Here is a 19,764-nt window from a genome sequence, read left to right as displayed (position 1 = left end):
CACGTGCGGCCGGGTGGGGCCGCGATCCCGCAGCGACCCTACCCGCCCGGCTGCGCCGGTGCCGCCCGCCCACCTTGGGATCTGCTGAGAGTGCGCGACGCCACGGGTCGTCGGCGAAGGCGGCCGAGGGCGGCCCATTAGGCTGGTCGACGTGACGAAAACGCGGGCGCGGTGATGGAACAGCGAACGGTGGGACGCAGCGGCCTTCGGGTGTCGCGAATCGGGTTGGCGACCCATACCTGGGGGACCCATACCGACGCCGACGAGGCGTCGGTGCAGTTGGCGGCGTTCACCGAGGCCGGTGGCACTCTCGTCGATCTCTCCCCCGTCTACGGCAACGGCGCGGCGCAGCGGATCCTGGCCGATCTGCTCGGCGATCTGGTCGCCCGCGACGAGCTGGTGCTCAGCGGCAGCGCGGGTGTCGTGCTGCACGCGCCCGGCGCCGGTGTCGGCGATTCGGTGCCGGCCCCCGCGGCGACGGGCCCGGTGGTCGACGCCTCGCGACGGACGCTGCTCGCCCAGCTCGACCGCACGCTGCGTGAGCTCGGCACCGACCATCTCGATATCTGGAGCATCGCCGCCTGGGATCCCTACACCCCGCTCGACGAGGTCGCCGCGACCTTGGAGACCGCGGTCAGGACCGGCCGGACCCGCTACGCGGGCGTGCGCGGATTCGCGGCCTGGCAGCTGGCCAGTCTGGCCGCGATCGCGCCGATCACCGTGGCGCAGACGCCGTATTCGCTGCTCGCGCGGGGCACCGAGTCCGATGTGATCCCGGCCGCCCGGCACCACGGGGTCGGCATCATCGCCTCGGCGCCGCTGGCCGGAGGCATTCTCACCGGCAAGTACCGCGACGGCGTGCCCGCCGACTCGCGGGGTGCCGACGAGGCGACGGCCGCCGAGATCCGACGCAGGCTCGACGACGAGCGGGCGACGCGGGTGGTGGACGCGTTGGTCACCGCGGCTGATGGCCTCGGCACCTCACCGCTGGCGGTCGCGCTGGCCTGGATCCGCGACCGGCCCGGCATCGCGAGCATGATCGTCGGTGCCCGTGACATCGGTCAGCTCACCGGCGTGCTGGCCGCCGAGACCCTCGAGTTGCCGCGCGCGATCGCGGCGGCCCTGGACGATGTGAGCGCCCGTTCCGAATGATGGCTAGCCTTACCTGCATGAGACTGCGTGGTGTGCTGACGGCGATGCTCGCGGCGACGGTGCTGACCGGCGCCGTCGCCTGCACGGGAAGCAACCCCGCATCGACTGCCACCACCGGCGGCCCGGTGACCGCACAGCTGACCGACCTCGACCCGGTCCCGATCGGTGCCGCGCCCACTCCGCAGCTGCCCGTGACCGCACGGTCCTTCGACGGCACCGAGGTGACCGTCACCGACACCTCGCGGATCATCGCCGTCGACCGCTACGGCACCCTGGCCCAGACCGTGTACGCCCTCGGGCTCGGCGCGAACCTCGTCGGCCGCAGCACCTCTGCCTCTTTCCCCGCCGTCGCGAACGTGCCGAACGTGGCCGGCGGCAACGGCAGCCTGAGCGTCGAAGCGGTGCTCGCGCTGCGCCCGTCGGTGTTCCTCACCGATACCACCAGTGCCGCACCCGCCGTGCGTGAACAACTGCGGGCGGCGGGCGTCACCGTCGTCTACTTCGACCCGCAGCGCACCATGGACGGCGTCGTCCCGCAGATCGAGGCCGTCGCCGGCGCACTCGGTGTGCCGGAGGCGGGAACCCGGCTGGGCCAGCGCACCCGCGACGAGATCGCCGCCGCCACAGCCCGCGTGCCGAAGCAGGACCCGCAGCCCACCATCGCCTTCCTGTACTTGCGCAGCAGCGCGATCACCATGATCGCGGGCCGCGGCTCGGGCGCGGACTCGCTGATCACCGCCATCGGCGCCGTCGACGCGGGCACCGCGTCCGGGGTCGGCGAACCGTTCACCGCGATCACCAGCGAGGCGATGATCGCCGCGGCGCCCGATGTGCTGCTGGTGATGTCGGACGGGCTGAAGTCCGTCGGCGGGGTCGACGGCTTGGTGAAGGTGCCCGGCATCGCCCAGACTCCCGCCGGTCGCAATCATCGGGTCGTGGACATGGCCGACGCGGTGGTGCTCAGCTTCGGCCCCAACACCGGCCGCGTCATCACCGCCCTGGCCGACGCCGTCTACGGCAAGCCGGCATGAGCGATGCCCCCGACCTGACGAAGTCCGCGGACGCCCCGCGGATCGACGACGCGACGCCGGACCCGTTACCGCACCCTCGGCACCGGACCGCCCGGGTCGCTGTCGTCTTCGCCGTCGCGCTGCTCGCGCTGGTCGCGCTGGCGCTGGTGTCGTCGGTGCTGGGTCAGGTGCCGACCACCGCGGCCGAGGTGCTGGGCAGCGTCGCCCACCGGATCGGGCTCGATCTCGGCCCCCTGCCCGCCCATCCGGCGGGCGAGGTGACGCTGTGGGAGGTGCGATTCCCCCGGGTGGCCCTCGCGATCCTGGTCGGCGCCGCGCTGGCGACGGCGGGAGCGTTGCTGCAGGGCGTGTTCGCCAACCCGCTCGCCGAACCCGGCGTGATCGGTGTGTCGGCGGGCGCCGCGGTCGGCGCGGGCACGGTCATCGTGGTCGGTGGCGCGTTCGTCGCGGCCTGGTCGGTGGCCGCCGCGGCGTTCGTCGCGGGCCTGCTCACCACAGTGCTCGTGTACCTGCTGTCCCGGTCGGGTGGGCGGACCGAGGTGGTGACGCTGATCCTGACCGGTGTCGCGATCAACGCGTTCGCGGGCGGTCTGATCGCCCTGCTGCTGTTCGTGGCCACTCCCGCCGCGCGCGATCAGATCGTGTTCTGGCAGCTGGGCAGCCTCAACGGCGCCACCTGGCAGGCCGTGGCGATCGTGGCCGTACTCACCGCGGCAGGGGTGCTCGCCGCCGTCCTGATCGCGCCACGCCTGGATCTGCTCGCCCTCGGCGACTCCGCCGCCCGGCACCTCGGTGTCGATGTCGAGCGGTTGCGCAGGCAGGTCATCGTGGTGGTGGCCGTGCTGACCGCCGCGGGTGTGGCGTTCAGCGGCATCATCCTGTTCGTCGGGCTCATCGTGCCGCACGTGGTCCGGATGCTGGTCGGGCCGGGCCATCGAGTGCTGGTGCCGCTGAGCGCGATCGTCGGCGCGGTGGTGCTGCTCGGGGCCGACGTCCTCGCGCGCACCCTGGTCGACAATGCCGACCTGCCCCTGGGCATGTTGACCTCGCTCATCGGCGGCCCGTTCTTCTTCTGGCTGCTGCGCCGCACCCGGGCCCGCGCGGGAGGCTGGGGATGACCGACATCCGACCCCACGATCCGGCGGTGGCCACACCGGTGACGCCCCCGCGCCGCGCCCGGTCCTGGCGCAGCCTGTTCGCCCGGACACCCGATGTGCCGCACCGGCCCGCACCCGGCACGGTGACCCTGCGCGCGGCCGGACTGACCGTTCGGCGGGGTAGCCGGACCGTACTCGAGAACATCGACTTCCAGGTGGCGGCGGGCGAGATCGTCGCCCTGGTCGGCCCGAACGGGGCAGGCAAGTCGAGCCTGCTCGCCGCGCTGGCCGGGGAACTCGAACCCGATTCCGGCGCCGTGCGGCTCGAAGGGCACGCGCTGTCCCACTGGACCCCTGCCGACATGGCTCGCCGCCGCGCGGTGCTGCCGCAGTCGCACGCGGTCGGATTCCCGTTCACCGCACGCGAAGTCGTCGCGATGGGCCGCGCACCGTGGCTGCACACCCCCGCCGCCGACCACGACGACGAGCTCATCGCCGCCGCGCTGGCCGCCACCGACGTCACCCACCTGGCCGAGCGGATCTTCCCGTCGCTGTCCGGCGGCGAACGCGCCAGGGTCGCGCTGGCGCGAGTTCTCGCCCAGGACACCGCCACCCTCTTGCTCGACGAACCCACCGCCGCTCTCGATCTCGGCCACCAGGAGGCCGTGCTGCGCTTGGCCGCGACCCGCGCGACCGAGGGCGCGGCCGTGGTGGTCGTCGTCCACGATCTCGGGGTCGCCGCCGCTTACGCCGACCGGGTCACGGTGCTGGATGCCGGACGGGTCGCCGCAGACGGCCCACCGCGCACGGTCCTGACCCCCGCACTCCTCACCGAGGTCTACCGTCACCCCGTCGACGTCTTCGATCACCCGGTCACCGGCGCCCAACTCGTCCTGCCCGAGCGTGGTCAGCACTGATCGCGAATTCGGGTCGAGTTATTGACCCAGAGGTATAGAACCTCTACGGTGACAACATGGCCAGGCCACGCAACTTCGACGCCGACACGGTGATCGATCGCGCCATGGACCAGTTCTGGTCCTACGGCTACGCCAACACCTCCCCCGCGCAACTCGCCGACGCCACCGGCATCGGCAAAGGCAGTCTCTACAACACCTTCGGCAGCAAGCGCGCGCTGTTCGATCAGGCGCTCGAACGCTACGGGCACAACGGCGTCGCCATGGCCGAGGACTACATGTCGCGCCCTGGCACCACCCGCGACTGTCTGCGTGCCTACCTGCGCGCCGCCGTGGATCTCGACTTCACCACACCGGTCCGGCGCGGCTGCCTGGCGGTCAATACCGCCGCCGAGTTCGGTGGCCAGGACCCGGCGATCACCGAGACCCTGTGTGGCATCGAGCGCCGCATCGTCGCGACACTGGCCGCCCGGATCGACCGAGGTCGCCGCGACGGCGATGTCGACGCCGCCGTCGATCCGGGCGCGGTCGCCGCCCTCCTGTTCACCACCAGCGCCGGCTTGCGCATCATGGCCAAGACCAACGACGCCCCCGAGCTCTACCGTCTCGTCGATGTCGCGCTGACCGTCCTCTGATCTCCCACTCGGCCATCGAGTGGCTTCCGCCTGTCCAAATATTTGACCTGTAGTTCAAGAAAGGTAGTTCCATGGATCTCGCACTCACCGGCAAGACCGCGGTCGTCACCGGGGCCTCCCGTGGCATCGGCTTGGCCGTCGCCGAAGCCTTCGCCGAGGCAGGCGTCCGCGTCGTCGGCGCGGCCCGCACCATCACCCCCGAACTCGAGAAGGTCTCGGCCGCTACGGTTTCCGCCGACCTCAGCACCCGGGACGGTGCGGTCACGGTCATCGGCACCGCGCTCGAGGAACTCGGCGGCATCGACATCCTGGTCAACAACGTCGGCGGCGGCGACCCGGAATGGCTCGACCTGGACGGGTTCCTCCACAGCAGCGACGACCAATGGCGCCACTACCTCGACCTCAACCTCTTCAGCGCGATCTGGGCCACCCGAGCCGCCCTGCCCAGCCTCCTCGACCGGCGGGGCGTCATCGTCAACGTGTCCTCGATCAACGCCCACGTCCCCGGCTCCGGTCCGGTCGGCTACAGCGAGGCCAAGGCCGCCCTGGCGTCGTTCGGCAAGCGTCTCAGCGAGGAGTTCGGTCCGCGAGGGGTGCGGGTCAACACGGTCTCCCCCGGCCCGGTCGGGACCCGGATCTGGCGCGACGAGCATCGCATCGGCGCCAAACTGGCCTCCGCCCAGGGCGTATCGCAGGAGCAGTTCCTCGACGCGCTGCCCGCACAGTTCGACATCGCCTCCCGCCGCATCACCGAACCCGAGGAGGTCGCCGCCCTGATCACGTTCCTCGCCTCCGGCAGAGCCGCCAACATCGTCGGCGCCGACTTCGTCATCGACGGCGGCATCATCAAGACCACCTGATCCCCACCCGGCGGCTGGCCCGTACTCACGCGTCCGCCGCCCGGGTTCAGCCTCACAGCTCGCATGCGCGCCACCACTCGTGCGCAATGGCGATGTCCGCTGAGGTCACGGCGTGACCGACGGATAGCACACGATGGGTCACCGGCGCACCCGCACGACGCAGCCGTCCGGCCAATCGCCGACCGTCGCCAGCTGACCTGCGGTCGTCGTTCGCGCCGTCGACGATCAGCACCGGCGTGCGATCCGACCGGTAGCGATCGTCGTCGGCGAACGGCGACAGTGGCCGGAACAGAATCGCCCCCGCCAGCAACTCGGGGCGGGCCATCAGCAACGCCGCGGCCATGATCGCACCGTTGGAGAACCCGATCACGACCGGCAGGCGGGTGAGATGGAGTCGGGAGCACGACGTTTCGATGAACTCGGCCAGCACCGGCACCCGGGCGTCCAGGTCCGTTTCGTCCACCCGGCGATCCGGAAAGCGACGGAAGAAGGCGTACCCGCCATCCGTGACGACGGTTCCACGGATACCCAGTCGCGCCGCTCCCGGCGCGATGTCCTCGGCCCACGGCAGCAGGTCGGATTCGGTGCCGTCCGAGCCGTGTAGCAGAACGAGCGGAGCACGAGCGGTGTCGATACCGGAGAGGAATCGGTAGGCATGCGACAGTTTCGGCACGGAACCATCCAACACCTCGGTGCCGGCGAGACCCTGGTCAGCGCCGGATGATCTCGAGCAACGCCGGGTGCGGACCGTGCTGGGGTGTGCCCGTGGAGGGGAGGCTCTTTCGGCACCGAGGTCTGTGACAAACGGCCCTGCCTTCGCCAGCGACGCGGGGAGTGTAGTTGGAGGCATCCACGGTGAAGAGAAACACTCGCGGCGGCGTCGGCAGGGCCGGTTCGCATGATCATCGCGTCGTTGCGGTCATGCAGAGGGAGGTGGGTGCGATCAAGACGGTGACAGGGCTCCTGCCGCTGGCGGTCGTTCTCTTGGTGGTGGTCGTCCTGGTCTGGTGGTTGCTGGACCGCGACAGTCCCATGGGTGCGTGGTTGGTCGCGGCGATCCTGTTCGCACACGGCTGGGTGCATCTGGTCTTTCTGTTTCGGGCACCCCCGCGCGGGTCCGCTGACACGGATGCGGACAACTCGTTCGATACGGATCACTCGTGGTTGATCGGTCGGGGAATCGACAGCCGACTCGTGTACTCGGTGGGTCCGGTGCTGGCCGTGGTCACGTTCGTAGCACTGGCCGCGGCCGCGCTGGCGGTGCTCGGATGGCTGGTCCCGGACACCTGGTGGACCGGTCTCACATCGGCCGGAGTCGCCGGTTCCACAGTGTTGCTCGTGTTGTTCTTCGCGCCCACCCTCGTACTCGGGTTCATCATCAACGCCGGCCTGATTGCCTTGGCGTTCCAGACAGCCTGGGTGGTGCCGCGGTGACATCGACCCGCACGCCGCGATGTTGTCTGGAACGGCACCCGCAGCGGCGGGATTCGTCGCGATAGCCGCGCGATTTGTGGGCACGAAACCCGTCGGTGCATCGGCGAAGATTTTCCGGCCCGAGGAATCGGTAGGCATGCGACGGTTTCGGCACGGGGACATTCAACCGGCACGGGCTCGCCGGCAGGAAGATGCCGGCGAGCCTGCGATCAGCGCCAGATGATCTTGAGCAGGGCCGGGGTGAGGACCATGCGGATGATGGTCGCGTCGATGATGAGGGCCACGATCATGCCGTAGGCGATGTACTTCATCAGGACCAGATCGGAGAAGCCGAACGCACCGGTCACCACGATGAGGATCGCCGCGGCCGAGGTGATCACGCCGCCGGTGTGGGCGACGCCGTAGCGGATGGATTCGGTGGCGTCGGCGCCCGATGCCCGTTTCTCCGCGATCCGCGACAGCAGGAACACCTCGTAGTCGGTCGACAACCCGAAGATCACGGTGACGATCAACGCCACCACCGCGAACATCAGCGGGCCGGGCGTGAACTGGAAGGTCCCGGCGCCATGGCCTTCCACGAAGATCCAGGTGAGCACGCCCAGCGTCGAGACCAGGCTCAGCGCGCTCATCGCGACGGCCTTCACGGCCAGGATCACCGACCGGAACGCGATCACCATCATCGCCAGCGCCGCCGCCATCAGAATCGCCAGCAGCAGTGGCAAGCCGTCGATGAGGCCGTTGATACTGTCGCGTTCCAGCGCCGGGATACCGGCGACCATGATCCGCACGCCCGGTGGTTCGGGCAGGGCCCGCAGGGTGTCGATCACCCGGTCGGCGTCGCGCTTGTCGCCCAGCCCGGCCGAGAGCACGTTGACCCCGTCCTTCGTCGGCGCCGCGGGTTCGAACCGCCCGGTCAGCCCGGGCACCTGATTGGCCTCGTACCGGATGTCGCTGAGCTGCTGCGGCGTCGCGTTCACCACGACCAGCTTCAGCGGTTCGGTGCGGAACCCGGGAAACAGATGGTCGAAGTCCTCCTGCGCGACGCGCGCCGGATTGTCCGCGGCCAGGTACTTCTCGCTGATCCCGCCGAACTCGATATGGCGCAGCGGGATGCTCAACGCCAGCAGGCCGAGCACGATCGGGATGACGACCGCCCACGGCCGCCGCATCGCCCACTGCGCCAGCCGGGAGAAGAACCCGGCATCGATCTCGGCCTCGGTCTTGCTGCGGGAGAACCGCTTCCAGCCCAGCCAGTCGATGCGGCGGCCCGCGATGCTCAACGCGGCGGGCAGTGCGGTCACCGACAGCAGCGCCGCCAGCATCACCGCGGAGATGCCGCCGTAGGGCACCGACCGCAGCACGCCGTTGGGGAAGATGAACAACGCGCCGAGACTGATCGCGATGATCGCGGCGGAGAACAACACGGTGCGGCCCGCGGTCGCGACGGTGCGCGCGGTCGCCTCCTCCACGCTGCGCCCCGCCGCCAGCTCCTCCCGGAACCGGGTGACCGTGAAGAGCCCGTAGTCGATCGCCAAGCCGAGGCTGACCAGCGTCATCACCGCGCTGGCGAACACGTTGACCTCGATATGGGCGGTGAGGAACCGCAGGATGCCGGAGGTGCCGAGGACGGTGAGCCCGCCGATCATCACCGGCAGCAACGCCCCGATGACGCCGCCGAACACGAAGTACAGCAGGATCGCCACGATCGGCAGCGCGATGATCTCCGCCCGTCGGATGTCGTGCTGCATACCGATATTGATGCCCTCGACCACCGGCTGGAGCCCGGCCAGCTGCACGGTCGTGCCGCCCGGTCCCGCTCCGGGAACATCGGCGTTCAGATGCGGTTTGAGGGCCAGGTAGTTGTTGACCGTCGCCGTTCCGCCGCCACCGGCCAGACCGATACTGGCGAAGGCGTGCTGCTTGGTGGGGTCGGAAGCGTTCGCCGAGAAGGGACTGTCCCAGTAGCTGTCGATCTTGTGGATGCGCTCGCCGTAGCGTGCGCGCAGGTCCGCCAGCGCGGCGACGACGGGGCCACGCACCCCGGGATCGTCGACGGTGGTGCCCGGTGGCGCGGTGTAGATGACGATCAGGTCGCCGTCGGTGTCGCGGCCGAAGATGTCGTCGGCCAGCTTCGAGGCCGCCACCGACTCGCTGGACTCGTCGAACCAGCCCTCCTGGGTGTAGCGGCCGGCCATATCGCGGCCGAACCAGCCCGAGATCAGCACCGTCAGGACGAACACGCCGAGCACGAGGTAGCGGTGGCGGTGGACGAATCGGCCCCACCGCATCGCGCGCGATTCCCGCATCGTCAGCCGCAGGCGGCGGTGCGGTAGTCGGCCGAGCGCAGGATGCCGCACAGATCGGTGCGCGAGATCTTCCACTTCCCGTCGAGCAGCACGAAATGCACGATAGTGGTGCGGATGTTGGTGCCCGAACCGTCCTTGTCCAGGCGCATGGTGGCGGTCAGGGTGCCGTCACGATTGTCGAAGACCGGGTCGACGACGCCGTACACCGCGTGCGGGTTGTCGCGCAGCGCTTTGTACATATCGGGGATGGCGTCTTTGAACGCGGCGCCGTCCTCGATCAGGTCGGTGCGTTCGACATCGGGCAGGTTCGGGTCGAGCGCGCGCTTGATCTGCGCGTCGAGTTCCGCGGCGGTCGGCAGCGGCACATTGGCCTTGCTCGACGACACCGCGATGGAGGCGGACAGGGAAGCGTTGGCCGAAGACCGTGCGGCGTCGACCGAGGCCTCGTCGGTGCCTCCACCGCATGCGGTGAGAGCGACGAGGGCCGTGAGGCAGGCGGTGGCCGCAGCGGCCCTGGCGAAAAATGTGGAAGACATCACCATCTACATACCATCAATGACGGCACTGATCCGGCCCAGGATGCTCCGCACGGTCGTGGTGTCCCGCGGCGCGGCCCTCGGGACCGGGATCGCGTCGTGGATCAGATCGCGGACGAACGCGGTGACACTGCGCTCGTCCCCGAGGTCGATATCGGTGACCGGTGCCTGCGCGGTGGCGACCACATCGTCGGCGCCGGGCACGGCTTCACCCAGGTCGGGGCGGTAGATCTGCAGCGTGAGGGTGGCGCGGCGGGTGCGGAAGGCGAACAGGCGGCCGTCGTCGGTGGTGCCGAAGCCGTGGGCGAACGGGCCCACGGTGATGTCATCGATGCCGAACCCCGCGGTTGTCCGGTCGGTCATCGCGATGATCTCCTGCCGTTCGCCGGTAACGGATTGTCGACACGTCAACAGTAACCCCCGTCACCGACAGGCCCGACGTGCGCCACCCGGTCGGAGCTACCGGTGAGTCATCATGGTCAGATGGTGATCAGCGGTCACCTCGTGAGATTAGGAGTTCGGTGCATGCGCCCTCGCGGCTCGGTCGCCTCAGCGCTGGTCGGCGCGGCGGCACTGGTATTGCTGACCGGATGCGCCGGTGAGGACGGCGCCCCGGACGTACCGACCAGAGAACCCGCCACCGCGGCCGTCTCCCCCGCCACCGCTACCGCCCCGGCGGGGCAGGTCGTCCCCGCCGCCGCCACGAAAGCCCTGCTGGCCGAACGCGAGACCGGCCGTCTTGCCGCGCTCGACACCGCGGGCACCACACTGTCGCTGATCGACCCGGCCGCGCCCACCGCCGCGCGGACCGTCACCCTGCCCGCCGCGGGCGCCGCCCTCGCCCAGGGCAAGCCGGGCGAAGTCCTCGTCGCCGCGCCGAACCGCGTGCTGCGGGTGGACGCGAGCGCGGGCACCGTCACCGAGGTCGCCGTCGACGGTGACGTGCACAGCGTGCAAACACGCACCGACGGCAACCTCGTGGTCGGCACGGCCGATGGCACGATCGTCGAACTACGCCCCGACGGCAGCGTCGCGCGCACCGTCACCGGCCTCGTCTCGGCCGACGCGATCGCGCTGACCGGCGAGCACATCACCGTCCTCGACCGCAAGCAGACCGCCGTCGTCAGCGTTCGCGACGACGCCCTCGGCCTGATGCTGCGCGCGGGCGACGGCGCCGCCAACGCGATCGCCGACCCGGAGGGACGGATCATCGTCACCGACACCGCGGGCGGCGAACTGCTGGTCTACTCGGCCGGTCCGCTCGTCCTGCGGCAGCGTTTCCCGGTAGCATCATCGCCTTACGCGCTCGCCTACGATCCGCGGTCCAGCACGGTGTGGGTGACCTGCACGCAGAGCAACGAGGTGGTCGGATACGACCTGTCGACCGGGATCGGCGTCGAGGTGGGGCGGTTCCCCACTCTGCGACAGCCCGACGCGGTGACCGTCGACCCCCGCACCGGCGACCTGTTCGTGGCCTCGGCCACGGGCGACGGTCTGCAGCGGATCGGCGCGGACGAGCGGAAGAGAGGGCAGTGATGGCCGCCAGATCTCACGGTTCGCGCTCGGCGGTACCGCCGAGCTGGGAAACCAGCAACGACGACTACGAATACGTCCCCCTGCGTCTGCCACCGGAGGTCACCCGGGTCACCGCCTCGATGCGGTTGGCCATTCAGGCCGAGTTCGGTGGCTGGGAGTTGTCGCGCGTGCGCGCCTACACCGACGGCAGCCGCCGGGTGTTGTTGCGCCGCCGCAAGAATGCCGTCCTGCCTGTGCCCGAGCCCGGAATGTGAGCCGACCCATGTACGCCCTGCTACTACGCCTGATGTTCCTGATCCCGCCGGAGCGGGTGCACCACCTGGTGTTCTCCGCCCTGCGGTTCGCCACCTGGTTCCCGCCGACCCGCTGGCTCGCGCGCAAGTTGACCGTCGTCGACGATCCGATCCTGGCCACCACGGCCTTCGGTGTCGACTTCCCCGCCCCGCTGGGACTGGCCGCCGGTTTCGACAAGAACGCCGACGGCGCGAACACCTGGGGCTCGCTCGGATTCGGTTTCGCCGAGATCGGCACCGTCACCGCGCACGCGCAGCCGGGTAACCCGGCCCCGCGCCTGTTCCGGCTGCCCGCCGACCACGGTCTGATCAACCGGATGGGTTTCAACAACCACGGTGCCGCGGCCGCCGCCGCCCGCCTGCACGGCGCGCACCCCACGGTCCCGATCGGCGCGAACATCGGCAAGACGAAGGTCACCGAACCCGAGGCCGCGGCCGGCGATTACGCCACCAGCGCCCGGTTGCTCGGCCCGCTCGCCGATTTCGTGGTCGTCAACGTCTCGTCCCCGAACACGCCCGGTCTGCGTGACCTGCAGGCGGTCGAGTCGCTGCGCCCGATCCTGCAGGCCGTGCTGGACAGCGTCAGCGTCCCGGTGTTGGTGAAGATCGCCCCCGACCTGTCCGACGACGACATCGACGCGGTCGCCGACCTGGCCGTCGAGCTGGGTCTGGCCGGCATCGTCGCCACCAACACCACCATCCGCCGCGACGGTCTGGCCACGCCTGCCGCCGAGGTGGAGGCGATGGGCGCGGGCGGCCTGTCCGGTGCGCCGGTCGCCGAGCGCTCCCTGGAAGTCCTGCGCCGCCTCTACGCCCGTGTCGGCGACCGGCTGGTCCTGATCTCGGTCGGCGGCATCGAAACCCCCGAGCAGGCCTGGGCCCGTATCCTCGCCGGCGCCACCCTGCTGCAGGGCTACACCGGCTTCATCTACGGCGGCCCGTTCTGGACCACCCGGATCCACCGCGGCATCGCCGCCAACCTGCGGGCGGGTGGTTTCCGTTCGCTGGCCGACGCGGTCGGCGCCGAGCACCGCGCCCCCTCGGCCTGAGGGTCTATCCGTAGTACGCCCGGGGTGCCCGGTCGTCGCTTCCCAGCAGCCGCGTCGGCCGCAGCCTGCTCGGGAAGTGGGCGGGCGCCGGTGGGTCGTGCACGGAATCGCCGGCCGCTCGGGATCGCTCGTCGACACGTTTGGCGAGCTTGATCAGCGCCTGCTGCCAGATGATGCCGAGCACGTCCGCGCGGGCGCTGATCTCGGCGTGCGCGAGGCGATCGTGGGCGGCCGCGAGGTCGCTGACGAGTTCGTCGAGTTCCATCCCCGCCCACGCCTGTTCTCGGGTGACGGTGTACTCGGGCAGCCAGCTCAACCGCCAGGTATCGGGTCCGATGCGTTGTGCGAATTCCGGCGTGCGGTCGCTGCGCAGCGTGTCGTCGGTGCTGTGAATAGTCATCGCGGACCTGCCTTCCCCGGCGGGGAGTCACACCCTCCGAGAGTCTGGCGGGGCATGCGCTCCCCGTATCCCAGTGTGGCATTTGCCTTTTGTTGCGGTCAATTGCCATTGTAGAGAGGTAATTGCCGCAAACCGGGCGCGGCAAACCCGGCATTGTGGCGATCGCAGTACGGCGTCCGCCGCCTCACCGGGGCGCGGGGCCGCCGTCAGGTCATGGGAGGCAGCATGCCGATGGTCCCTCAGGATGCTCGCGTCGCCGCCATTCGCAGCATCCTGACCAGGCTGGGCAAGTACTCGGGCCTGAGCGCAGAACGGCTGCGGCACACCGAGATCGACGCCGCGCCCCTGCTCGAGCTGCTGTCGGTGCGTCGACACGCGCGGCGAACCGGGGCCGGTCCCGAGGAGTCGATCCTGCCGGTGGTGCGTGAGGTCGCGCAGTGGCTGCCCCCGACCGACCGGCTGATCGTGGACGCCGCGCTCTCGCTCGGCCTGTTCCGTGACCGTCCCGGCGTCGGTATCGATGTCGAACGCCTCTATGCGGACAACCTCGGCGAACGTCGAGAGGCCTTGACCGAGCAGTGGGTCGCCCTGCACACCCAGCTCGACGTGGACCCGGTTCCCGAGGCGCCGACCGTCAAACGCCTGCGCACGGTGTCCGAGCACGGCGCCTTCACCGCGCTGGCCGGTCTGCTGGCCACCGACTCCGGCTATCCGATGGCCGGACCGGTCACCGGTCAGCCCGCGGAGGCGGTGTCGGCGCCGCGTGGTGTCGTCACCGTGCTCGGCGACGCGGTCATCGACCACCTCTACCGGGTGGATGCCTTCCCCGCCGCCGACGGCGCGGCCAACGGCAGTTTCACCGGGCATCCCGGCGGCAAGGGCCTCAACCGGGCCGTCGCCGCCGCCCGCCTCGGTATCGACGTGCATCTGGTGGCCGCGGTCGGCGGCGACGAGTACGGGCGCCGGATCCTGGAGTTCATCGAGGCCGAACGGGTCCGGCTGGATCTGATCAAGGTGGTGCCGTTCGCGCCGTCGCTGGTGACCGCGGTGGTGCTGACACCCAACGGCGAGTCCCGCATGATCGGCTGCCGCGACAGCCGGGTCCAGCTCCAGGACGAGGACGTACACCGGCCCGAACTGCGGTCCGCACTGGAAGCCTCCGACGTGGTGATCCTGAGCTTCGAGCCGCCGACGGCGATCATCGAGCAGGTGCTGTCGGTGGTGGCGCAGATCCATCCCAAGCCGCCGGTCATCGTGTGCCCGACGCCGTCGATGGCGGTGCCGCAGAGCCTCTATCAGTACCTGGGCGTGGTCGACTATCTGGTCGGCACCGCGGGTCAGCTCGCGGCGATGCTGCCCGACGTTCCCGCCGAGTCCGCCGACGACATCGCCCGGCTGCTGCGCGGCCTCGGCGTCGGCACCGTGTGCACGGTCGAGAACTTCCGCTGCGCCGTCTCCTCCGACACGGTCGAGACCGTCGTCGACCACTTTCCGCAGGTGCTCAAAGCCTCGGTGGGTGCCGCGGCGGCGTTCACCGCCGCCCTCGCCTACCGGCTCGTCAACGCCCGAACCCCGCTGGTCGCAGCCGATTACGTGTGGACGACGGCGGCGATGATCCCGACGCAGAAACTGGGCGCGGTGGCGGTATCGATGCCCAGTGTCGACGAGATCGACCGCATCGTCCGGCTGTACGCGGCCCCGGGACCGGACCAGGGGTAAAGTCGCGGCGTTCATCTCGCACGCCCAGTCCGACGACGGCGGTCGCGCCGCCCTGTCCCCGCACGGAGGATCGTTGACCATACTGTCGTTCGGCAGTGCCAGAACCGGGCGTGCCGGTGCCGACACCGCGCACCGACTGAGTCGCCGGGGCAGCGACCTCCCGGTCCGGGTCATCGAGATCGCCGATCCCACCGACGGCGGCTATCTGCTCGTCTTCGGCGAACCACGCGACGGCTGCCTCGTGCGGGTGCATTCGCGCTGCCTCTACGGCGAAGGCCTGGGCTCCGACGACTGCGATTGCGGTGCGGAACTGGCGACCTCGATGGACCGGATCCAGGCCGAGGGCGCCGGTGTCCTCGCCTATCTCGAGCAGGAGGGTCGCGGCGCGGGCCTGCTGTGGAAGGCCCGCGGATATCGCGAGAGCGAACGCACCGGCGCCGACACCTTCGACAGCTATCAGCGCTTGGGTCTCGACCCCGACACCCGGCGCTACGACGCCGCCGCGACCGCGGTACGCGAACTCGGGCTCACTCGAGTCCGGCTGCTGACCAACAACCCCGACAAGTGTCGTGCCCTGGACCGCGCGGGCATCGCCGTCGACCCCGTGGCCCTGACCATCACCTTGCATACGGCCCGTGGCAGGCAATACCTGCAGGCCAAGCGCCGACATCGCGCCCACACCATCCCGGCCGATCCGCTCGCCGAGGCGGCACCGAACGCCGCGTCCCCGTCTCGGTGGTGGCCACGTCGTCGGCGGTAACCGCCGCCACAATCCCGTATGTCCGGTTACGATGAGTGAGCTGTGCCACTGTGATGCCCATCGCTCGAGATGATGAGAGGGATTCACTCGCATTGGCTCGGCATCCGGAACGGCCTATTCGGGAACAGGGATATGACAGACATCGGTTTCGCGCACGCCTCGGGCGTCACGGTGCACACCGTGCCCGCCGCCTTCCAGCAGACCGCCGCGTTGCGGCCCGACCAGATCGCCTTGCGCACGGTCGGCGGCACCCAGCAGATCACCTGGGCGGAGTACGCGACACGGGTGCGGGCGCTGGCCGCCGGCCTGGCGAAACTCGGTGTGCGCCACGGTGACGCGGTCGGCATCATGCTCACCAACCGCCCCGAGTTCAATCTGATCGACACCGCGGCCCTGCACCTGGGCGCGACGCCGTTCTCGGTGTACAACACCAGCTCCCCCGAGCAGATCGCGCACGTGTTCGCCAACGCGGGCAACAAGGTGGTGGTCACCGAGCAGGCCTTCCTCGACGTCATCCGGGAATCCGGCGCCGAGGTCGAGCACACCGTGCTGGTCGACGGCACCGCCGAAGGCACCCTCGGCCTGGCCCAGCTGGAATCCGATCCGGAGCCCGACTTCGACTTCGACGCCGCGTGGCAGGCCGTGCAGCCGGGCGATCTGGCCACCCTGATCTACACCTCCGGCACGACCGGCCCGTCCAAGGGCGTCGAGCTCACCCAGAGCAATGTGATCGCGCAGGTCGTCGGCCTGGTGTCCGGTCCGCTGCCGGTCGGTTTCGACGACCGCGCGGTGTCGTACCTGCCCGCCGCGCACGTCGCCGACCGCATCTCCGCGCACGCGATGAGCCTGCTCACCGGCATCCAGATCACCACCGTGCCCGACCCGCGCGAGATCGCCGCCGCGCTGCCCGACGCCCGCCCCACCGTGTTCTTCGGTGTGCCGCGGGTGTGGCAGAAGATCAAGGCGGGCATCGAGAACAAGCTCGCGGTCGAGCCGAGCCCGGTGAAGAAGGCGCTGGCCAACTGGGCGATCGGGGTCGGCGTCGCGCAGGCCAAGGCCAAGCTGTCCGGTGAGGGCGGCTCGCTGCTGCTCGGCGTGCAGCACAAGGCCGCCGACGCCCTGGTGCTGTCCAAGCTGCGCGAGGCGCTCGGTTTCGGTGAGCTGAAGGTCGCCGCTTCCGGTGCCGCCCCGGTGCCCGCGGAGACCCTGGAGTACTTCCTAGGCCTCGGATTCGCGGTCAGCGAGGTGTGGGGCATGTCCGAGACCACCGGTGTCGGTACCTTCACCGATCTGGACAAGCCGCGTCCCGGCTCGGTCGGTCGCGTCATGGACGGCGTCGAGCTGCGGCTCGACGCCGACGGTGAGGTACTGATCCGCGGACCGATCGTCACCCCCGGCTACCGCAACATGCCCGACAAGACCGCCGAGGCGATCGACGACGCCGGCTGGCTGCACACCGGCGACATCGGCACCCTCGACGCCGACGGGTACCTGCGCATCGTCGACCGCAAGAAGGAACTGATCATCAGCGAGGCGGGCAAGAACATCGCCCCCTCCAACATCGAGAACGCGATGAAGGCCGCGTCCTCGATGATCGGTCAGGCCGTCGCGATCGGCGAGGCCCGCCCCTACATCACCGCGCTGATCATGCTCGATCCCGATGTCGCGGCATTGCGCGCCAAGGAGTTCGGTGCCACCGACGCGACCCACGCCGAGCTCGCCCGGCGCAGCGAGATCGTCGAGGAGGTCAAGGCCGCGGTGTCGGCGGGCAACCGCAAGCTGTCCCGGGTGGAGCAGATCAAGCGCTTCGTGATCGTGGAAACCCTGTGGGAGCCGGGCGGTGACGAACTGACCCCGAAGATGTCGCTCAAGCGCACCCCGATCGCGGCCAAGTACGCCGAGCACATCGAGCAGCTGTACGCCGCGACGCCGGCCGAACACGTCGTCAATGTGAAGTAGCACGAGAACGGCGGTGGCCCTGGGAATTCCGACTCCCGGGGCCACCGCCGTACGTGCTCAGTTCTGCTCGTAGGTCCCGATCAGGGTGGCCCGGCCGAGCGTGTGGAAGAACAGGTTGAACCCGAGGTAGGCCGGCGTCGCGTCCGGCCCGACTTCCAGCTCGGGCACGTCGACGGCGTGCACCACCACGAAGTACCGGTGCGGGCCGTGGCCCTGCGGCGGCGCGGCGCCGACGAAGCCCGGGAAACCGCCGTCGTTGCGCAGCGTGACCGCGCCCGTGGGCAGGGTGCCACCTTCACTGCCCGCGCCGGCGTCGAGCTCGGTGACCGAGGCGGGGATGTTGGCCACCGCCCAATGCCAGAAGCCCGAGGCGGTCGGCGCGTCCGGGTCGTAGACGGTGACCGCGAAGCTTTGTGTGCCCTCGGGGAAACCGGACCAGCTCAGCTGGGGCGAGACGTCTTTGCCGCCCGCGCCGAACACGCCGGACACCTGGTCGTTGGCCAGCGGCTGACCATCGGTGATGTCGGCGGAGGTGACGGTGAACGACGGAACCTGCGGCAGTGCGTCATACGGGTTGTAGCTCATGGGGTCTCCGATTCGTGGCGTCGGTGCTCAGCTGTGCAGGAGGAAGTGTTCCAGGACCCGGGTGCCGAATTCCAGTGACCGCACCGGGACCCGCTCGTCCACCCCGTGGAACAGGGCGGTGAAGTCCAGTTCCGGCGGCAGCTGCAGCGGCGCGAAGCCGAAGCAGCGAATACCCAACCGCGCGAACGCTTTCGCGTCGGTGCCGCCGGAGAGCATGTAGGGCACGGTGCGCCCGTCGGCGTCGTGGGCCAGCACCGCGTCGTTCATGGCGTCGACGAGGTGGCCGTCGAAGGTGGTCTCGTAGGAGTCGAGCTTGGTGATCCACTCGCGTTCGACGTCCGGGCCGATGAGCTCGTCGACCTCGCGTTCGAACGCGGCCTGCCGCCCCGGCACCACGCGACAGTCCACCACGGCCTCCGCGGTCTGCGGGATGACATTGGCCTTGTAGCCCGCCTGCAGCATCGTCGGATTGGCGGTATCGCGCAGGGTGGCGCCGATGATGCGGGAGATGGTGCCGAGCTTGGCGAGCTGACCCTCGATATCGGGGCCCTCCGGGTCGAACTGCAACCCGCTCTCCTCGCTGACCGCGGCGAGGAACTCGGCCACCGAGTCCGACAGCACCACCGGGAAGGTGTGCCTGCCCAGCCGCGCGACGGCCTCGGCGAGGATGGTGACGGCATTGTCGTCGTGCAGGAACGAACCGTGCCCGGCGCGGGCCTTGGCCCGCAACCGCATCCAGCCCAGACCCTTCTCGGCGGTCTCCACCAGATAGAGCCTGCGTTCGGTGCCGTCGGGGCGCGGCACGGTCAGCGAGAAGCCGCCGACCTCGCCGACCGCCTCGGTGACCCCGTCGAACAGGTCGGGCCGGTTGTCCACCAGCCACTGCGACCCCCATTTGCCGCCGTTCTCCTCGTCGGCGAGGAAGGCGAACACCAGGTCGCGTGGCGGGACGGTGCCCTCGGCCTTGAGCTGACGGGCCAGGGCCAGCGTCATGCCGACCATGTCCTTCATGTCGATCGCGCCGCGGCCCCACACGTAGCCGTCGCGGACCGCGCCGGAGAACGGGTGCACGCTCCAGTCGGCGGCCTCGGCGGGCACGACGTCGAGGTGTCCGTGGATCATCAGCGCGCCCCGGCTGGAGTCGGCGCCCTTCAATCGCGCGAAGACGTTGCCGCGACCGGGCGCGCCCGACTCGACGTACTCGGTCTCGTAGCCGACCTCCTGCAATTGCGCGGCCACCCACTCCGCGCACTCGCGTTCGCCTTTGGTGGTCGCCAGCTCACCGGTGTTGGAGGTGTCGAACCGGATCAGCGCACTGACCAGCTCCACCACCTCGTCCACCGCGCGGGACCGTTCGTTCGAACCAGAACTCTCGCCAGATGCCGACACGTCCCCTTTCCTACCACCCCGGCGGTGTCCCCCGCGCCGACTCCCCTGGCTCACGCGGATTCCGCCGCTGCTGGCGACTACTTCTCGTGCTGAGCCGAATTCCCCGGAT

Annotated in this window: 20 protein-coding genes; 13 read left to right on the top strand and 7 right to left on the bottom strand. The window is 70.0% G+C overall.

The genetic code is table 11. The features are described 5' to 3' along the window. Positions 1-174 precede the first annotated feature (174 nt). From V8688_RS00240 to V8688_RS00215, 6 genes are all read left to right on the top strand, one after another. Entirely contained in the window at positions 175-1,152 is a 978-nt protein-coding gene (locus tag V8688_RS00240) for an aldo/keto reductase (RefSeq protein ID WP_218720222.1), read from the top strand. Positions 1,153-1,169: 17 nt separating this feature from the next. Continuing rightward, on the top strand, positions 1,170-2,183 hold the full coding sequence (locus V8688_RS00235; protein WP_218720224.1) for an ABC transporter substrate-binding protein: 1,014 nt from the start codon (positions 1,170-1,172) through the stop codon (positions 2,181-2,183). Next, positions 2,180-3,301, top strand: coding sequence for an iron ABC transporter permease (locus tag V8688_RS00230; protein WP_218720225.1), 1,122 nt, complete (start codon positions 2,180-2,182; stop codon positions 3,299-3,301). Before V8688_RS00235 ends, V8688_RS00230 begins: the two co-directional genes overlap by 4 nt. After that, positions 3,298-4,197 carry a heme ABC transporter ATP-binding protein gene (locus V8688_RS00225; protein WP_218720227.1) on the top strand — a complete coding sequence of 300 codons (900 nt, stop codon included), beginning with the start codon at positions 3,298-3,300 and terminating at the stop codon, positions 4,195-4,197. Before V8688_RS00230 ends, V8688_RS00225 begins: the two co-directional genes overlap by 4 nt. 56 nt (positions 4,198-4,253) lie before the next feature. After that, positions 4,254-4,829, top strand: a complete 576-nt coding sequence (locus V8688_RS00220) for a TetR/AcrR family transcriptional regulator (protein ID WP_342799855.1) — start codon at positions 4,254-4,256, stop codon at positions 4,827-4,829. A 71-nt stretch (positions 4,830-4,900) separates the two neighbouring features. Next, on the top strand, positions 4,901-5,689 hold the full coding sequence (locus V8688_RS00215; protein WP_342799854.1) for an oxidoreductase: 789 nt from the start codon (positions 4,901-4,903) through the stop codon (positions 5,687-5,689). 52 nt (positions 5,690-5,741) lie between these two features. Here V8688_RS00215 and V8688_RS00210 read toward each other — a convergent pair whose 3' ends face one another. Next, complete coding sequence (locus V8688_RS00210) at positions 5,742-6,362, bottom strand: hypothetical protein (protein WP_218720231.1); 621 nt, start codon at positions 6,360-6,362, stop codon at positions 5,742-5,744. A 167-nt stretch (positions 6,363-6,529) separates the two neighbouring features. On the opposite strand from V8688_RS00210, the gene V8688_RS00205 reads away from it, so the two are divergent. After that, positions 6,530-7,123 carry a hypothetical protein gene (locus tag V8688_RS00205; RefSeq protein ID WP_342799853.1) on the top strand — a complete coding sequence of 198 codons (594 nt, stop codon included), beginning with the start codon at positions 6,530-6,532 and terminating at the stop codon, positions 7,121-7,123. Between the two features lie 209 nt (positions 7,124-7,332). Here the strand turns inward: V8688_RS00205 and V8688_RS00200 are convergent, their stop codons facing one another. The 3 genes from V8688_RS00200 to V8688_RS00190 are packed head-to-tail and all read right to left on the bottom strand — an operon-like array spanning position 7,333 to position 10,328. Then, positions 7,333-9,429 (bottom strand): MMPL family transporter, encoded by a 2,097-nt coding sequence (locus V8688_RS00200; protein ID WP_342799852.1) that lies wholly within the window; start codon positions 9,427-9,429, stop codon positions 7,333-7,335. A gap of 2 nt (positions 9,430-9,431) precedes the next feature. Continuing rightward, positions 9,432-9,965 (bottom strand): hypothetical protein, encoded by a 534-nt coding sequence (locus V8688_RS00195; RefSeq protein ID WP_316574832.1) that lies wholly within the window; start codon positions 9,963-9,965, stop codon positions 9,432-9,434. Between the two features lie 6 nt (positions 9,966-9,971). Beyond that, a complete protein-coding gene (locus V8688_RS00190; protein ID WP_218720236.1) occupies positions 9,972-10,328 on the bottom strand; it encodes a hypothetical protein in 357 nt (118 codons plus the stop codon). 162 nt (positions 10,329-10,490) lie between these two features. Here V8688_RS00190 and V8688_RS00185 point away from each other — a divergent pair, with 162 nt between their 5' ends. Genes V8688_RS00185 through V8688_RS00175 form a run of 3 tightly spaced genes read left to right on the top strand, consistent with a single transcriptional unit; the run spans position 10,491 to position 12,843 of the window. After that, complete coding sequence (locus tag V8688_RS00185) at positions 10,491-11,501, top strand: hypothetical protein (protein WP_218720238.1); 1,011 nt, start codon at positions 10,491-10,493, stop codon at positions 11,499-11,501. Further along, positions 11,501-11,755 (top strand): DUF5703 family protein, encoded by a 255-nt coding sequence (locus V8688_RS00180; protein ID WP_218720240.1) that lies wholly within the window; start codon positions 11,501-11,503, stop codon positions 11,753-11,755. Before V8688_RS00185 ends, V8688_RS00180 begins: the two co-directional genes overlap by 1 nt. An 8-nt stretch (positions 11,756-11,763) precedes the next feature. Continuing rightward, positions 11,764-12,843, top strand: a complete 1,080-nt coding sequence (locus V8688_RS00175) for a quinone-dependent dihydroorotate dehydrogenase (RefSeq protein WP_218720242.1) — start codon at positions 11,764-11,766, stop codon at positions 12,841-12,843. A 4-nt stretch (positions 12,844-12,847) separates the two neighbouring features. Here V8688_RS00175 and V8688_RS00170 read toward each other — a convergent pair whose 3' ends face one another. After that, positions 12,848-13,243 (bottom strand): hypothetical protein, encoded by a 396-nt coding sequence (locus tag V8688_RS00170; protein ID WP_342799851.1) that lies wholly within the window; start codon positions 13,241-13,243, stop codon positions 12,848-12,850. A gap of 225 nt (positions 13,244-13,468) precedes the next feature. Between V8688_RS00170 and V8688_RS00165 the strand changes: the two genes are divergently transcribed. The 3 genes from V8688_RS00165 to V8688_RS00155 all read left to right on the top strand — a co-directional run bounded on the left by V8688_RS00165 (position 13,469) and on the right by V8688_RS00155 (position 17,681). Beyond that, the gene (locus tag V8688_RS00165) at positions 13,469-14,962 is read left to right on the top strand and encodes a PfkB family carbohydrate kinase (RefSeq protein ID WP_218720246.1); all 1,494 of its coding nucleotides are present in this window, start codon (positions 13,469-13,471) and stop codon (positions 14,960-14,962) included. A gap of 73 nt (positions 14,963-15,035) precedes the next feature. After that, on the top strand, positions 15,036-15,722 hold the full coding sequence (ribA, locus tag V8688_RS00160) for a GTP cyclohydrolase II RibA (protein WP_218720248.1): 687 nt from the start codon (positions 15,036-15,038) through the stop codon (positions 15,720-15,722). 132 nt (positions 15,723-15,854) lie between these two features. Continuing rightward, entirely contained in the window at positions 15,855-17,681 is a 1,827-nt protein-coding gene (locus V8688_RS00155; protein ID WP_218720249.1) for a long-chain fatty acid--CoA ligase, read from the top strand. Positions 17,682-17,738: 57 nt separating this feature from the next. Here the strand turns inward: V8688_RS00155 and V8688_RS00150 are convergent, their stop codons facing one another. Further along, positions 17,739-18,266: a YbhB/YbcL family Raf kinase inhibitor-like protein gene (locus tag V8688_RS00150; RefSeq protein WP_218720251.1), complete on the bottom strand. Its 528-nt coding sequence runs from the start codon at positions 18,264-18,266 to the stop codon at positions 17,739-17,741. A 27-nt stretch (positions 18,267-18,293) separates the two neighbouring features. After that, a complete protein-coding gene (locus tag V8688_RS00145; protein ID WP_342799850.1) occupies positions 18,294-19,655 on the bottom strand; it encodes a M20/M25/M40 family metallo-hydrolase in 1,362 nt (453 codons plus the stop codon). Between the last annotated feature and the right edge of the window lie 109 nt (positions 19,656-19,764).

Source organism: Nocardia sp. No.11, from assembly GCF_038752175.1.
Lineage (GTDB): Bacteria > Actinomycetota > Actinomycetes > Mycobacteriales > Mycobacteriaceae > Nocardia > Nocardia canadensis.
This window is presented reverse-complemented; position numbering and strand designations above follow the sequence as displayed.